Consider the following 15,442-nt stretch of genomic DNA (forward strand, 5'->3'; position numbering starts at 1 on the left):
GGTACCAACAGCTGCACGGGCACGCTGCAAGTCATCAATGGCGCGGGTCACAACTTCAACAGCATTCTGTGCACCAGCTGCGGTAGAGATTGCGTTTGCACCAAGATCACTAAGCGATTCCTGACCGGTACCACCAGTTCCAAGTGCGGCGGAATCAACCGCCGTCAGATCAATCGAAAGACGGTCGTTGGCAGTATTGCCGCCGCCAACCTGGAATTCGATATTGGTCGCAAGCTGCTGCCCGCTATCGGCCGCCATTGTGACAGTTGTGTCGCTAACATCCACGCCGCCGCCGCCAAAGTCGGTGCCCGAGCCAAAGTCACTGTCGCCCGAGTTGTCACCGGAAATGGTTGCAACCGTTGAGGAGAAGTTGGTGTTAACTGTGAAGGTCAGGCCGAGTTCATCGAAGTTCAGCGTTGCGTTTTCACCTGCGCTAATTTCCGTGGTGCCACCGGTAGCATAGTCCGTGACATCAATCGATTGCGTCCGGTCATTCGCGCCGCCACCATCAATGGTGCTGGACACAGTCATAATGACCTGGCCGCCCGCAGCATAGTTGATATTTACGGTGAATTGGCTGTCCGTAAGGTCTCCACCGGTATCTGTGTCGGTTGCCCAGTAGTTGTTGTCGGTAATGGCAAAGCCATCAAAGCCGAATGCCGGAACAAGGTCTTCGCCACCCTGGCCGGCAGCAAGGTCACCATATTCAATCGCAACGTCACCACCGTTGCCCAACAGCTGGATGCCGTTGAAGTTGGTAGAGGACGCGATACGGTCAATCTCGTCTCGCAGTTCGGTGAACTCGTCATTCAGGAAGCCGCGTTCGGTGTCAGACAGGTTGCCCGAGGATGCCTGAACCGCCAGGGTCTTCATCCGCACGAGAACATCATCAATGGTGGCCATCCCGCCATCAGCGATCTGGAGCATCGAGTTGGCCTGGCCAACGTTGACGGTTGCGGTTTTAAGAGCCTGAGTGGTTGCGTTCAGACGTGCACCAATTGCCATGGATGCAGCATCGTCACGTGCCGAAACGACGCGCGTACCAGCAGACAGCTTGGATAGCGAACGGGTTGCCATCTCATCAGATGCAGTAAGGTTACGGTGTGCAACGTTAGCTGCGTAGTTTGAAATAATATTGAGTGCCATCGTTTGGATTCCTACTTGGAATGGGGCTACCAGAAGGTAGCGGTTCGGGTGCGCAGGAAGTTCATCATGAACAACCAGTAATTGCGAACTCCGCTTATTTGGCTATCGTGCAGGGACGATGTCAAAAGAAATTGCTTGGTAAATAAGAAAAATCTTACAAACCCTATGCGGGAGAGGTGGCCAAAATATGCAACCCAATTCGTAAGTATATGTTGAATTTTGCATATAGAGGCAATTTTAATAGCTAAGGAGAAGGCAAACAGTTTGAAAACAAACGATTCGCCTGCTGCGTTGGGCTGTTGGTTGAAGCGTCTTTGGTCGAGGCAGGGCACAGAGGCAAAAAGAAATGGCGGCAATCCTTGATTGCCGCCATTCGCCGCCGTGGCTGAGAGGTTTGGTTGGACTAAGCTTAGCCCTGAAGCAGACGCAACAGATTCTGCGGCATCTGGTTTGCCTGTGCAAGCATAGCCACACCCGATTGAACCAGGATCTGCTTGGAGGTGAAGTTGGTCATTTCTGCCGCAACGTCGAGGTCAAGCAATGTGGAGCGGGCCGACTCAGTGTTTTCCTGAGTGGATGCCAGGTTCTGTCCCGCGAAGTCCAGCCGGTTCTGGTATGTACCGATATTGGCGCGAGAGCGTTGCAAGTCATCAATTGCTCGGCTGACAACTTCAACCGCACTTTGGGCGTTGGCCGCGGTGTCAATTGCGTTATCTGTAAGGTCGGCGATTGACGTTTGAGTGCCTGCAGACCCACCGCCCAATGTATCTGAATCAACAGCTGTAAAGGAAATAGCAAGCCGGTCGTTCGCCGTATTGCCTGCGCCGACTTGGAAATCTACGGTTTGTTGTAGTTGCTGGCCATTGTCAGCTGCCATCGTGACAGTGTTGCCCGCGGCAGAGTCCAGGCCAGAGCCGTTGAAGTCGGTGTCGGTACCAAAGTCGGATGCGCCAGTGTTATCGCCCCGGATCACAGATACAGACTCAGAGAAGTTGGTATTGACCGTAAAGGTCAGGCCAAGTTCATCAAAGTTAAGCGTTGCATTGTCGCCGGCGCTGATCGCAGTCGTGCCACCCGTGCGGTAATCCGTAATATCGATTGACTGGGTTCGGTCAACTGCGCCATCAATCGTGCTGGTAACGGTCATGATAACCTGATCACCTGCGGCGTAATTGATGTTTACTTCGAAGTTGTTGTCCGTGACGCCATCATCGCCTGCGTCCGTCGCCCAATAATTGTTGTCAGTGATATTGAAGTTGTCAAAACCGTTAACTGGCACAAGGGCTTCGCCCCCACCGCCAGCCGCAAGGTCGTCGAACTCAAGGGCCACATCACCGCCATCACCAAGCAACTGAATACCGTTGAAGTTGGTGGAAGACGCGATACGATCAATCTCGTTGCGCAGTTGAACGAACTCATCATTCAGGAAGCCGCGTTCAGTGTCAGACAGGTTGCCCGAGGATGCCTGAACAGCAAGCGTTTTCATACGCACCAGGATGTTGTCGATCGTTGCCATGCCGCCATCGGCGATTTGCAGCATCGAGTTCGCCTGGCCAACGTTGACGGTTGCGGTCTTCAGGGCCTGTGTCGTTGCATTCAGACGCGCACCGATGGCCATGGACGCAGCATCATCACGTGCGGAAACAACACGGGTACCAGACGAGAGTTTTGCAAGCGATCGTGTCGCCATCGTGTCCGAAGCAGTCAGGTTTCGATGGGCGACGTTCGCTGCATAGTTGGAAATAATATTAAGAGCCATTTTATTTCTCCTACACGGATAAGAAAGAATGGCTCAGGCCATTCAATTCTTCGGCGACATTGCCTTGTGGGACACCAAAGCAACGCACGTGCCAATATACTAGGCAAAAATTACAGGTCGTGCTGCACAGAGTATTTTTCATTCGGCAAGATATGCTGCCAGGCAACCTGACGTGCCGTATCTACAAGAATAGGGGCGCGTAAATTCGTCGACATTGTAATGCCCTCACCACTGGGGGCGCTACGAATAGTGACAACCATCAGAATGGCCATGTCCGCACTGTCGATGGCGAGGCTTTTCTGCGCGGTCATCAAGTCTTTGTCTGCGTAAACGCCGCTTTCCATATTGTAGGGTGCGACAATGAAAGACAGGCTGGCATCCGTCAGGCTTTGATAAAGCTTGAACTGATCCAGTGACGTGTTGGGAATATTTGCCAGTCCGAAGACATGATGTTCAGGAAAGCCGAGAAGACCTACCGGCATATAAATGCCCTTGTCCCAGCTAAACTCGATGTCGCCGAAGCGTGTTTCCACGACAACGGATTCAGGTGTTTCATTTTCGGCGACGTTTTCGGTTTCCATTCCCGCAATTCTCCGACGGTCGAAAGGTTCTGTCCTGGATACTACTTAAAGTATCATTCTGACAAAACGGTTAATGACGCAATACTATCTATATCACAATCAACGCAAATAGTTAGCCAAAGATAAATCTGCGGCGCGCGAGATGGAAATAAAACTGGCCTGCAAGGCTGTTTCGTACTGGGTCAATTCCGCAAGCGTCAGAGGCACATCGACGGTTTCAATGTCGCTGATCGCCTGGGCCGCAAAAACCTTGAAGTCCTGATGGCGTTCTTCAAAACGTTCGACATTGGCAATATCAAGGCCAATTTGCCCCTGAACGTTGGGAAGATCATTGATGGCATCATTGATAAAGCCAAGGGCGGTAGAGAGCGCGTCCTGATTCTCAGTGCTTGCGGCAATGCCAAGACCCTGTATCAGCTGCTGGAAAGCCGGATTTTCCGCCAGAATGCCATAGGACACATCGTATTGCTCATCGACGCGCAGTTCCATGATCTGGTGGTCGCCCATGTAATAGTCGGCGTCCGGACGTGGATTGCCGATTTTTTCCATGCCGAGCTTAGAGAGAAAATCACCTGTACCGGTTTCGGTAATGGTGATCGAGCCATTGCCGACATTTTCAATGTTCAGCAGGGGTGTTCCCTCACCACCGAGACCTCGCAGTGATGCCATTGCACGGTTCGTCGTGACATTGTTGATGCTGTTCATGATGTCGCCGACGGTATCGCCAGTGGTGTAGCCAACTGTCGAAGTCGAACTGTTGCCATCTACGTCGGTGCTGACGATCTGGATGGTTCCATTTGCCGTGACGCCCAGTGATGCAAGGGTCGCGCCTGTGGTAACGGACGTGCCAAGTTCGCTCATATAGTTGTCCGGCGCCCCGATCTTTTCAATATCGACGGCAGGTTCTTCAGAGCGTCCTCCTGCAAAAAGGTAACGTCCGTCAAGGTTTGTATTGAGCAGATTGGCAATCTGTTGAAGGGCCTGATTGGCTTCCTCGCGAATGTTGACATCGTCGGCCTGTTGCGCCGAGCTGGCCTGAATCATCAATGTCTTCATCTGGGTCGCGATGGTCAGCATGCTATCGACAGCTGTTTCCATGCTTTGCAGGCGCAATTTCCCCTGCGTTGTATTGCGCAGGTACTGTTCCGTGCGGGTATATTCGCCTTCAAGATTGAGCAGGCGTTGCGTACTATCTGCTATCCCGGCGTAATTGCGCGACTTATAGCCACTCGACGCCTGATTTTGAAGGTCGGTTACACGCGCTGCGTTCCGGAGTGCAAGGTCCGAAAGCAATGTGTGGTTCGTATATGTAGCGACACGCGTTACCATGACAGCCTCACTTTACAAGCTTGCAGTTTAAACTGCATTGAGCAATGCATCAAACATTTCATCAACCGTGGAAATTACCCGTGCGGTTGCGGTGTAGGCGCGCTGAAAAACAACCAGATCAGACATTTCTTCATCCAGGTTGACACCAGCTTCGTTCTGAATGCGCGTGCTGAGGTCAACGACCAGATTGTTCTGGAAGTCAAAAGAGCTCTCGGCAACGCGGGTCTTGGTTGCAGCGGTTGCAACGATGCCGGCGGCATAATCGGTCAAGGACGTGCGTTCACCTGACAGGCCATCAGTTGCTTCGAAATCAATGTCCGAACGTTCAAAGGCATTACTGATCGAATTGGCGGCACTGTTGTCGCCCTCATGCACCCCGAAATTGATCCCAAGGCCAAGAATGGTCGTCAGTGCATCCGCATTGGGAAGCCCGTCATCACTGAAATAGAAGGGGTCGCCATCGGCATCGATCACGTGCAGTTTGTAGCCGCCAAGCTGACTGTCGAACTTGACTTCGGCAGTTATGTTGTTGTCGGTCATGGTTGCACTGTTGTTGATCGCGTCCGCGATATCCTGCAGCGAAGTGTTGGTGTCATAATTGATGTTAACATCCGTGAAATTGCCACTCACGGTCAGGGTGTAATTCAGCGGCGGGGGCGTGGTCGGCCCCAGGCCGTTAATGGCAGCGTCAGGATCAATGACTGCTGTTGACGTATTGTAGGTATCTGCGTTGAGCTGCCCACGCACGATCCTGGATGGGTCATTCTGGATCGCGGCGGCAACGTTCATGTTACCCGACAGGGACGGGCGGTCCTCGGTGAAGCCGATCTTCGAGGACATCGTCCCCGAATCATTGATCGTCAGGTTTGCGTTATATTCAACGACCAGACGATAGCGATTGCCGTCTTCAACAATGAACGCTGCTTCTTCAGACGCAGCAGCAGTCATGCCTGCACCCTGAAGTGCTGTACGAATGCTATCGCGCACGTCTTCAAGTGAATCAGTCGCTGTATAGTTGACAGTAATGCCGGCCCCGGCCAGCACCCCGGTGCCCGCGCTGATGGTAAAGGAGCTTGCCGTAACGCCCAGTGCGTCGGTTGAGCTGCTTTGCGGCGCAGAGGTCATCGTGTCGGACCGTTTGGTGGTCGCGATGAAATCATTCAGACCAAAATAGTGCGATGCGCCCTGCTGGCGGCCGTCGCTTAGCGTGATCTGGCTGTCGAGTTCGTTGATGGCCACACGGTTACCGTCCTGGCCTTCGATTACGAGCCGGTCATCAACCAGCGATGCGGTCAGATAAGAACTCGCATCCGATGCGTTAATTGCGTCAACAATACCCTGAACGGTCGCCGGGGTGGTTGGCAGTTCGATATCGGCCCAGCTGTCGGTTGCAACAAGGTCGCCATTCTGATCAAGGGCGGCGACGCGAAATGCACCGGTTGCAGTCAGTGGGTCACTGCCAGCGACTGTACGTGTACCTGAAAGGTTGGCTGGTGGCGGGAATGAGGTACCCTTGTTGTGTTCCTCATTGATGGCATCGCGCAGTTCGCCAGCCAGCTCGTTGATCTGGTCATTCAGTGCCGGAATTTCGGAATCGCGCATCTCAAACAAGCCCTTGAGCGTGCCCGTACGCAATGTATCGGTGATGTCTTCACCGTCAAGCGAGACACCCGAACCACCTGTGCCCGGTTCAAAACCGGCAGTCTGGGTGAAGCTCAGCGAATTCGGTGTGCGGTCCAAAAGCGTGTTCGCACCTGCCGCCGAGTAAACGACAATCGAACCGTCACTGCGGCTAAACGTGGTGATGTCGATGATCTTCGAAAGTTCGTTCAGTTTCTGGTCGCGCTGATCCTCGAGCTCCGTGGTCGGTTGCTCAAGGTTATTCAGACGGATGATGCCACTGTTAAGTTCCGAGATCTGTGTGAGCAGCGTGTTGGCAGTATTCACTTCGTCTGTGATCTGGTCGTCAATGTCGTCACGCAGATCCTGAAGCTGGCTTGAGAGCTTCTCGAAAGATTCCATGACCTGGATCGCACTTTCGATGGCTTCGATGCGTGGCGAATTCTGATCCGGCGTCACACCAAGCTGTTCGAATGCATCGGCCAGATCATTGATGCGCTGACTGATCGCAGCATCAGATTGGGTCGTGCCAAACAGCGTCTGAATACGCTGGAAAAACTCGTAACGGGCTTCTTCGCGGCCGGCTTTACCCAGTTCGCCGCGCATTTCACGTACCAGGCCCTCATTGACGTTGCGATAGATGTCGGCAACCTGAGAACCAGCACCGATACCGTCCAGCGTCAGGGTTTCCTGACCGGCGATCTTTTTGGAATAGCCCTCTGTGTTCACGTTCGAAATGTTCGATGACGTGATCGCAATACGGGCCTGTGCCGTGTTAAGGCCGGAGATCGCAGTATTGAGTGCCTGAGTAAGTGACATGATACTTGCCTTTACCCTTAAAGCGTTTCGTTGACGCTATAGGCGCCACCGGATTTGTTGATCGTGCGACCATAACCGCCAAGCGATGCCTTGCTGGTTTTCGCCGCGCGGTTATAGGTGGTGCATTCTTCCTTGGACTTTTCATTAACCGCGCGCACGATGGCCTGAACCACACGTTCGTTGGTTTCCTTGGCCGCCATAAGGGTGGACATGTTGCGTCTTGCGGTTTCCTGGAACTCGGCCTGCAGTTCGCGCAGTTCTTCACGTTCCTCTTCGGACAGAGCGCGAAGCTCTTCGCCACGGCTGCGCAGTTTTACGACAAGTTGTTCGTACTGCATCGACAGGGCAGATTTTTCCGACAGGAATTGCTCATATTCGGCTGATGTAAGACTGCGAAGTTCGCTCGACTCACGTTCCAGCAGGGACATAAGGTCATAAGTGACGCTTTTAAGTTCGGTAACCAGCTCTTCGGTCGTCATTTTCATCCCTCCTGGACTTTGAGGATTTCGCGGGTAACGGCATCTGCAATTCCGATGCCACCAGCGCGGGTCATTTCTTTGGCGTATTCGTCAACCAGCATGGAACGCATCATCGTTTCGCCATGCCCGCCGCCAAACATTTCGTTGGTTTCAATCCCGGAGAACATGTGGCTCAGCATTTGACCGAGAAACATTGATTCAAATTCTTCGCCGGCCTTGCGCGCCTGTTCTTCGGTTTTGATATGGCCATCGGTGAGTGAATTCATCCGGGCTGTGATATTGTTTTGTTTGCCGTACTGTGCGCTTGCCTGTGCCTGCGCCATCAGTGCTGCGGTGCCGTCGGTCATCATTACATCACCTCGATTTCAGCCTGCAGCGCGCCAGACGTTTTGATTGCCTGAAGGATCGTGATCATGTCGCGCGGACCAACGCCAAGACTGTTGAGACCGTTGACCAATTCCTGCAGGCTGACGCCACCATCCATGATACCCAGCTGGTTGTCTTCGCCTTCATCGACTTCGATGTTGGTGCGGTCGACAACCTCGGTTGTGCCTGCCTGCGCAAAAGGCGAGGGCTGCGATACCTGCGGGGTTTCCGTAACACGGATCGTCAGGTTGCCCTGGGCAATTGCAACACGATTGATGCGGACATTTTCCCCCATGACAATCGTGCCGGTGTTTTCGTCAATCACGACACGTGCGATCTGATCCGGCTCGACGCGAAGCTGTTCGACATCGGTCAGAAGAGCGACGATGTTCTGATTGTAGCGTTCCGGGATGCTCAGACGCACCGTCCCCGGATCGCTCGGGCGGGCCGCGACTTCACCCAGATAGGCATTAATTGCTTCTGAAATACGGCGTGCGGTGGTGAAATCAGGGTTACGCAAGACAACCGACATGTCCTGCATGGAATTCAGGTTAAAGTCGATTTCGCGTTCGACGATACCGCCATTGGCAATACGTGCCGAGGTCGGAACGCCTTTGACGATTGTTTCTGCATTACCACCGGCCGAGAAACCACCAACAGCAAGGTTGCCCTGGGCAACGGCGTAGACTTCGCCGTCTGCGCCGACCATCGGGGTTACCAGCAACGTGCCGCCCTGCAGGCTTTCTGCAGTGCCGATTGCACTGATATTCACGTCAATCCGTGACCCCTGACGCGAAAATGGCGGCAGGGTTGCGGTTGCCATGACCGCAGCAATGTTATCGGATTCCAGATCTTCGATCTGATCGCGGACGTTAATGCCAAGGCGCTCAAGCATCGCGACCATGCTTTGACGGGTAAATTCTGCATCGCCCAGGTCATCGCCGGTGCCGTTCAGGCCAACCACAAGGCCATAGCCAACCAGCATGTTGTCACGCACGCCTTCAAAATCGGCGATATCCTTGATGCGCGACTGTGCATGTGCAGGGCCAAGCTGCGTCAGGGCAAGCATTCCCAGCGTGAGCGTAACGGCCGCTTTTTGCGCTATTTTGCCAAGACCTGTGATCATACTCTTACTTCCGCTTTTACGTTGGATGCATGGCATCCGGTAAATGAGGCGATTGATCGTAAACCGCGTTTGCAAACGTATTTGCGAAAACCGTGCCAACTGAGGCTTTGTGCCGCTGTGACGTTCAGGAAGCTGGAATGGCGCAGAAATCCGCGCAATTTCCGGGAAGTTGCCGCGGTTCCGCCGCCCTTGTCCCGTCAACCCGGCATTTTTTTCCCGTTGCGCGTCTGGCCCGATTGAGGGAGACTCCCGATTGTTGGTCACACGGATGGTGTTCCATCTGACCTTTCGGGTATGATGCCCGCGTCCAATATGTGCAGTGCATATGTTTATTGAGCGCACCTATAACAACTGAGCGGGAATGGATCATGAAGGTAAACGGTTCCAAAGCTGCCGGTGCGGGGGCTGCCTCGCGCAAGAAGGCATCCGGTGCGTCCGGCGGAAGCGGTTTTGCTGATACCATGCGTTCGCTTGATTCTTCTGGTGATGCTGTCGGAGCGGGCGGCGTTCGAAGCACCGGTACTGTCAGTGCGTTGGATGCGCTGCTTGCGCTTCAGCAAAGTGGTGATGCACTGGATTCGCCCAAAAAGGCTGCCATGTTGCGCGCCAAAAGCATGCTTGAACAACTGGAAGCCGTGCGTGATGGCCTTCTGAGTGGGCAACTGTCCCCCGCTCGGCTGCAGCAACTGGTCGGGTTGCTTGATCAGCAGCGTGAAACGATTGACGATCCTGAACTTTCCGCAGTTCTTGACGAGATTGATCTGCGTGCACGGGTTGAGCTGGCGAAACTGGAAGTTTCAGGCCTGATCTAGCTGTTTGATTTGCGGTATTTTCCACTAAAAAATCGCAGAATTCTGCGCCATTGAGGGGTGGTTGACATTTATTTGTTCAATCGGCTTGCACCGTTGGCGTGTGCCATCTATATTGCCGCGCGATCGATGAGTCCTGTATAGAGGGCATACATGACTATCACTTTACCACCTGACTATCGTCCTGCAGAGGACGAAGAGTTCATGAACCCGCGTCAGCGGGAATATTTCCGGCAGAAACTTCTGACCTGGCGGGCAGAGCTTCTGCATGAATCTTCGGAAACATTAGCGAACCTGCAAGATGGCGGGCTTCAGGAACCGGATCTCACCGACCGTGCGTCGGCTGAAACAGACCGGGCACTTGAACTTCGTACTCGTGACAGGGCGCGCAAGCTAATTTCAAAAATTGATGCTGCTTTGCGTCGAATTGAAGACGGATCATATGGTTACTGCGAAGAAACCGACGAGCCGATCAGCTTGAAAAGACTTGAAGCTCGTCCGATTGCTACGCTGAGCATTGAAGCTCAGGAGCGTCACGAACGGATGGAGCGCACACGTCGCGACGATTGATCGCGCCGGGTGGAAAAAATGAAGGATCCGGCTTAGCCGATCCTGGTCATGCAACGACATGACATGGTGGGAGATACCTGGTTAGGGATAACCAAAATCAAAAGCCCGGCCTATTTGGCCGGGCTTTTCCTGTTTGGGGCGCTCTTATGCGAAAAAGGTCACCCGAAGGTGACCTTTGAACGCTTCGTCATATGGCCAACCGGAACCCGGAAAACGGGATTGAGCCACAAGACTTTTCAAATGTTAGAACGGCAGAATGATGTCGAGAACTTCGCTGCCATAACGCGGTTGCTGAACATCGGAAATAGTTCCGCGGCCACCATATGAAATTCGGGCTTCGGCAATCTTGTCATAGTTGACTTCGTTGGCAGAGCTGATGTCTGCAGCGCGAATGACGCCGGCAATCTGGACTTCGCGAATTTCGCTGTTCACACGAATTTCCTGACGACCGTGAATGACATAGTTGCCGTTCGGCAGAACCTGAATGACAATGGCCGCAACCCGCAAATCAATTGCTTCGTTACGATCAAGAGTTCCAGCCCCCCGGTTTGACGTGTTGCTGTCAAAATCCAGCATGTTGGTCGGATCAATCGTTTCAGGCAGCACCTTGGTCATTTCGGCCTCAAGCCCGAACAGGTTCGGAACCGCAAGGTCTTCCGAGTTGGTGCGCGATCGCACCGTGGTGTTGGCAAGTGCCGCACTGTCCTGCATTTCGACAACCACGGTCAGAATGTCGCCAACCTGATTGGCGCGCTGATCCTTGAAGAAGGATCGGGCGCCGGAACGCCACAGCGAGTTTGGATTGCGTTCTGCGACCTGCGGGGCAGGCATCGGCAAGCTTACCGGGCGATAGGCCTCGGACTGGGTCGGGTTGTCTATGGATGACAATTTTGGCGGCTCACCAACTTCGGAAAGTCGTTTCATCGCGTTGCAGCCTGACAACAGTGCAGTCGCACCGATCAGGGTGCCGACAATGGCGATGCGTCGCCAAGATATCTGTGCATTTTTACCGGACATGAATTCCTCCTGGGTTCCTGCATTCTGTAACGCAAGTACCGTGCCAGTTATCAGCCGATCCAAGAGGAAAAGCTTGCCGGGTTGGCTGAGGGTTTGCCGGATGTGACGGGGTAAATTACTGCGACATTGCAGGCAGGGCGCGAACTTCGTTTTCTGCAACGACTTCGACCTGAATGGTCTTGTTGCTTGACTGGTTCACCACACGAATGACGTCGCCGAGCGATCCGTTTTCCATCGCTTTGCCCCGTGCGGTCAGGGACATATTGGCTGTGACCAGTCGGATAATGACAAGCGACCCGCGTCGCACCAGGATAGGGTTGCTCAAATCGCGGAACATCAAGGGTTCATTGGGGTTGCTTGGTCGTGTGACTTCTTTGCCAATAACATCGTTGATGTCGCGAATGGCCCCGGCAGGAACCCGTTCTGAACGAAATTCGCGGTATTCGACCTGATCGGCACGAATAACCGATCCACGTGATACCGGTTCGACCAGCACGGGAACATTCGTCAGCGGGTAATATTTGCCGCTAATCCGATAGGTACGTTGTTGGGAAGTTTGTGCAGCGGTTGTCACACTGGCAACAAACCGTTGGGTGCGCGAGTTGATTTCAAGCGCACTGACATCAATATCGCTGCGCGCGTCAACCGGCAGGTGAATTTGAAAATTCTCGCTGGAAAGGTCGACGGTGAAGGGGCGCTCGATACCGTGATCCACCAGGGCAACTTCGACCGCATCACGGATTTCATCAATTGTGATGACCTGACTGGCCCGGGTGATCAGAACCTGATCGGCGGTCGTGCGCGGCCGCCATTCAATATCGTGGCGCTGCGCAATGCCGTACAGCCAGCGATAGTCCAGAATGGTTTGTCTGCCCGGTTGCGGGGCATGTGCGACAGCAATGTCTTGCTGCTGGGGATCGACACCCGAAAACAGATCGCCAAGGGTTACATATTGCCCTTCGACGAGTGCATCGGGTTTGAGAAAGATGGAAGAACTGTTTGGCTGAATGTTGCGCAGGTCATTGCCTTGCGACGATTGCGCGAAGGCAGCCTCTGACAAAAGAGGCAGAGACGCAAGTGCCGACAAGATCGCGAATGCGAGGATTGTGTTCTTTATCTTCATCCACCCACAATACCACGGAACGGTATACATCGTGTAAAGACAGTTTGCGCAAGTGCGCGCGTGATGCGACGGCGACTTGCGCAAACCCAAAGCATGTTTCAGGCGGTGGTATTAGCGCAGGTTGCTGACCGCGCTCATCATTTCGTCGGTGGTCGAGATTGATTTGGAGTTCATCTCGTAGGCACGCTGCGCCTTGATCAGGTTGGTAATTTCCTGAACGACGTTGACGTTTGAGGATTCAAGATAGCCCTGCTGAACCGTGCCAAAACCCACATCCCCGGGGGAGCCCACACTTGCGGCACCCGATGCCTCGGTTTCAAGGAACAGGTTATCGCCAAGGGCATTCAGGCCCGGGGGGTTGATAAAGGTTGCAAGCTGGATCTGGCCAAGGTTCTGAAGGGCGACCTGGCCATCAATCTCGGCAAAAACTTCACCGTTGGAGTTGATGGTAACAGAGCGGGCATTGTCCGGAATGGTGATACCCGGCTGAACCGCAAAGCCATCCTTGGTCACAAGGGCACCGTCAGCATCCAGTTTAAGGGTACCATCACGGCTATAGGCGGTTTCACCACTTGGCAGGTCAATCTGAAGATATCCGCGGCCCTGAATGGCGATATCAAGTTCGTTTTCGGTCATGGTCAGCGACCCCTGACCCATGTAACGGCCGATCGCGGCGGTCTTCACACCAAGGCCGACCTGAACACCGGTCGGGACAATGGTGCCGGTGTCCGAGGACGGCGAACCCGCACGGCGCAAATCCTGATAGAGCAGATCCTGAAACTCTGCGCGCTGGCGTTTGTAGCCCGTTGTGGTCATGTTGGCGATGTTGTGCGAGGTGACGTCCACGTTGGTGGACTGTGCCTGCATCCCCAAGGCGCCGATATCAAGTGACCGCATCTGTCTTCTCCTTCGATTGCGCTGATTTTGCGCTAAATTTCCGTGTTATCGGGATCGCTGCCGATTAGGCGCGAACATCTCCGAGCTTGTTGATCATGTTGCGCATACGCTCGTTCTCGCTTTCCAGAGAACGGGTAACGGATTGATACGTGCGAAGAACATCAATCATCTGGGTCATTGCACCGATCGGATTGACGTTGGATTTTTCAAGTGCGCCCTGCACGATGCCCGGGTTCTCGACCAGTTCGACCAGATCCTGATTGTCCTCGCCTTCCGGCGCCTGATACAGCGTGTTCCCGGTAACGGTCATTTCCTGGACGTTGTCGACGGTCACGACCTGAAGTTTGCCGATCTGACCGATGTCGGTGGCGATGGTTCCGTCACCCTTGATTTCGATCTGGCCGTCCGCTTCGTTGAAGAACATGGGCTGGCCTGCATCGCTGAGCACCGGGAAACCGTCATTGGTAATCAGCTGCCCGCCCGGATCCAGCGAAAAGTTGCCCGAGCGGGTATATTGAACACCGGTCGGGGTTTCGACGGCAAAGAACATGTCTGGCTGACTAAGCGCGACATCCAGCGGGCGGTCGGTATGTTCGATCGTGCCTACTGTGGTGTTGCGATACTGGGAGATATCCTGAACCAGCGAAATCTCGCGTTCGCCACGGAACGGCGCATCCTTGTTCTTCGCGATCCAGTCGGTGAACATCATGCGCTGCTCTTTGTAACCGGTCGTATTCATGTTTGCCATGTTCTGCGACAGGTTGGACATCATGCTGCGCAGCGTCTTTTGACGGGACAGTGCAATGTATGAAACGTTTTCCATGGTCGAAATTTCCCTTTCAGGACTGTAGCTTGACCATCAGGAATGCGATCTGTGTGCCAGTTTCATTAAGATATTGATTTTATTTAATAAAAATCAGGTTCGGCATTTGTTGCCGGGCGTTTTTATCGGCCAGCTGGCAGAAACTGCCGGAAAATTTCTGGGTTTCAGGAAAAGGATTGCCGGGATCGGGATGCGTGACGTGACCATCGGCAATTTCTTCCGGTGGGGACGGGGGCGTGCATTGTTTTTACCGCGCGCCTGATACATATGGCGCAGAGATGCAAAAATTTCCGCCTGTCTCAAATCGTCAGTGGACGGAAACGCAACAGATTTTTAACGTGATAGCGTTATGGCTTTTAATCCGGCACAGTGTTTGCTGGATCAGGAAGACAGAACTTCAAACGCAGGAATTTGCGAAGCGATGGGTGACGACGTCGACGAAATTGAAATGGACGAAGGTGGCGGCGGCCGCAGCAAGAAAATGCTGATTGTGGTCGTTTTGCTTGTGCTGCTTTTGTTGGGTGGTGCTGCGGCGGCGTATTTCACAGGTTTGCTTCAGCCAGTGATCGACATGCTGACCGGTGGCGGTGGCGAGCAGACCGAAGAGGTCATCACCGAAGACTCCATTGAAGAAGCCCCGGGGGTGCCGGAAAATGTCGGTTTCGTGGATCTGCCTGAAATTCTGGTCAATCTGAATACAGGGGGTGGCAAACAGAGCTACCTTAAAATTCGGGTCAGTCTGGAAGTTGCCGATCAGGGAATGCTGCCGCAGGTCGAACAGATGATGCCGCGCATTGTTGACAACTTTCAGGTTTATCTTCGCGAACTGCGTCCCGAAGACCTTTCCGGGTCAGAGGGGATGTTCAGGCTGCGCGAAGAACTTCTGATCCGGGTAAGTGCCGCAGCCAAGCCTGCGAAAATAAACGACGTTTTGTTCAAGGAAATGCTGGTACAATAATCTTGTAGCAGCCCGAATGC

The 15,442-nt window shown here is 53.7% G+C and carries 15 protein-coding genes; 3 read left to right on the forward strand and 12 right to left on the reverse strand.

What is annotated here, in order from left to right:
* The 8 genes from AUQ43_RS06505 to AUQ43_RS06545 form a co-directional block, all read right to left on the reverse strand.
* Positions 1–1,146: hypothetical protein (locus AUQ43_RS06505; protein WP_062955461.1), on the reverse strand; the 1,146-nt coding region annotated here is incomplete at its 3' end.
* 409 nt (positions 1,147–1,555) lie between these two features.
* Positions 1,556–2,905, reverse strand: coding sequence for a flagellin (locus AUQ43_RS06515; protein ID WP_062955463.1), 1,350 nt, complete (start codon positions 2,903–2,905; stop codon positions 1,556–1,558).
* 110 nt (positions 2,906–3,015) lie between these two features.
* Entirely contained in the window at positions 3,016–3,486 is a 471-nt protein-coding gene (gene fliW / locus AUQ43_RS06520) for a flagellar assembly protein FliW (RefSeq protein ID WP_062955464.1), read from the reverse strand.
* 99 nt (positions 3,487–3,585) lie between these two features.
* Positions 3,586–4,815 (reverse strand): flagellin, encoded by a 1,230-nt coding sequence (locus tag AUQ43_RS06525; RefSeq protein WP_062955465.1) that lies wholly within the window; start codon positions 4,813–4,815, stop codon positions 3,586–3,588.
* Between the two features lie 27 nt (positions 4,816–4,842).
* Positions 4,843–7,254, reverse strand: a complete 2,412-nt coding sequence (gene flgK / locus AUQ43_RS06530; protein ID WP_062955466.1) for a flagellar hook-associated protein FlgK — start codon at positions 7,252–7,254, stop codon at positions 4,843–4,845.
* 17 nt (positions 7,255–7,271) lie between these two features.
* Positions 7,272–7,733: a hypothetical protein gene (locus AUQ43_RS06535; RefSeq protein ID WP_114129862.1), complete on the reverse strand. Its 462-nt coding sequence runs from the start codon at positions 7,731–7,733 to the stop codon at positions 7,272–7,274.
* Positions 7,734–7,735: 2 nt separating this feature from the next.
* A complete protein-coding gene (locus AUQ43_RS06540; RefSeq protein ID WP_062955468.1) occupies positions 7,736–8,083 on the reverse strand; it encodes a rod-binding protein in 348 nt (115 codons plus the stop codon).
* Positions 8,083–9,225, reverse strand: a complete 1,143-nt coding sequence (locus tag AUQ43_RS06545; protein WP_062955469.1) for a flagellar basal body P-ring protein FlgI — start codon at positions 9,223–9,225, stop codon at positions 8,083–8,085. Before AUQ43_RS06545 ends, AUQ43_RS06540 begins: the two co-directional genes overlap by 1 nt.
* Before the next feature lie 368 nt (positions 9,226–9,593).
* Between AUQ43_RS06545 and AUQ43_RS06550 the strand changes: the two genes are divergently transcribed.
* Both AUQ43_RS06550 and dksA read left to right on the forward strand, forming a co-directional pair.
* Positions 9,594–10,037, forward strand: coding sequence for a flagellar assembly protein FliX (locus tag AUQ43_RS06550; protein ID WP_062955470.1), 444 nt, complete (start codon positions 9,594–9,596; stop codon positions 10,035–10,037).
* A gap of 150 nt (positions 10,038–10,187) precedes the next feature.
* Positions 10,188–10,604: an RNA polymerase-binding protein DksA gene (dksA, locus tag AUQ43_RS06555; RefSeq protein ID WP_008890403.1), complete on the forward strand. Its 417-nt coding sequence runs from the start codon at positions 10,188–10,190 to the stop codon at positions 10,602–10,604.
* 243 nt (positions 10,605–10,847) lie between these two features.
* Here dksA and flgH read toward each other — a convergent pair whose 3' ends face one another.
* The 4 genes from flgH to AUQ43_RS06575 form a co-directional block, all read right to left on the reverse strand.
* Positions 10,848–11,621 (reverse strand): flagellar basal body L-ring protein FlgH, encoded by a 774-nt coding sequence (gene flgH / locus AUQ43_RS06560; protein ID WP_062955471.1) that lies wholly within the window; start codon positions 11,619–11,621, stop codon positions 10,848–10,850.
* A 115-nt stretch (positions 11,622–11,736) separates the two neighbouring features.
* On the reverse strand, positions 11,737–12,744 hold the full coding sequence (gene flgA / locus AUQ43_RS06565; protein ID WP_232310608.1) for a flagellar basal body P-ring formation chaperone FlgA: 1,008 nt from the start codon (positions 12,742–12,744) through the stop codon (positions 11,737–11,739).
* 111 nt (positions 12,745–12,855) lie between these two features.
* Complete coding sequence (gene flgG, locus AUQ43_RS06570; protein ID WP_062955472.1) at positions 12,856–13,641, reverse strand: flagellar basal-body rod protein FlgG; 786 nt, start codon at positions 13,639–13,641, stop codon at positions 12,856–12,858.
* A gap of 64 nt (positions 13,642–13,705) precedes the next feature.
* Positions 13,706–14,464, reverse strand: a complete 759-nt coding sequence (locus tag AUQ43_RS06575; RefSeq protein ID WP_062955473.1) for a flagellar hook-basal body complex protein — start codon at positions 14,462–14,464, stop codon at positions 13,706–13,708.
* A gap of 421 nt (positions 14,465–14,885) precedes the next feature.
* Here AUQ43_RS06575 and AUQ43_RS06580 point away from each other — a divergent pair, with 421 nt between their 5' ends.
* Positions 14,886–15,422: a flagellar basal body-associated FliL family protein gene (locus AUQ43_RS06580; protein ID WP_062955474.1), complete on the forward strand. Its 537-nt coding sequence runs from the start codon at positions 14,886–14,888 to the stop codon at positions 15,420–15,422.
* The last annotated feature ends 20 nt before the right edge of the window (positions 15,423–15,442 follow it).

Origin of the sequence: Thalassospira sp. MCCC 1A01148, assembly GCF_001613795.1 — a bacterium.
GTDB lineage: Bacteria > Pseudomonadota > Alphaproteobacteria > Rhodospirillales > Thalassospiraceae > Thalassospira.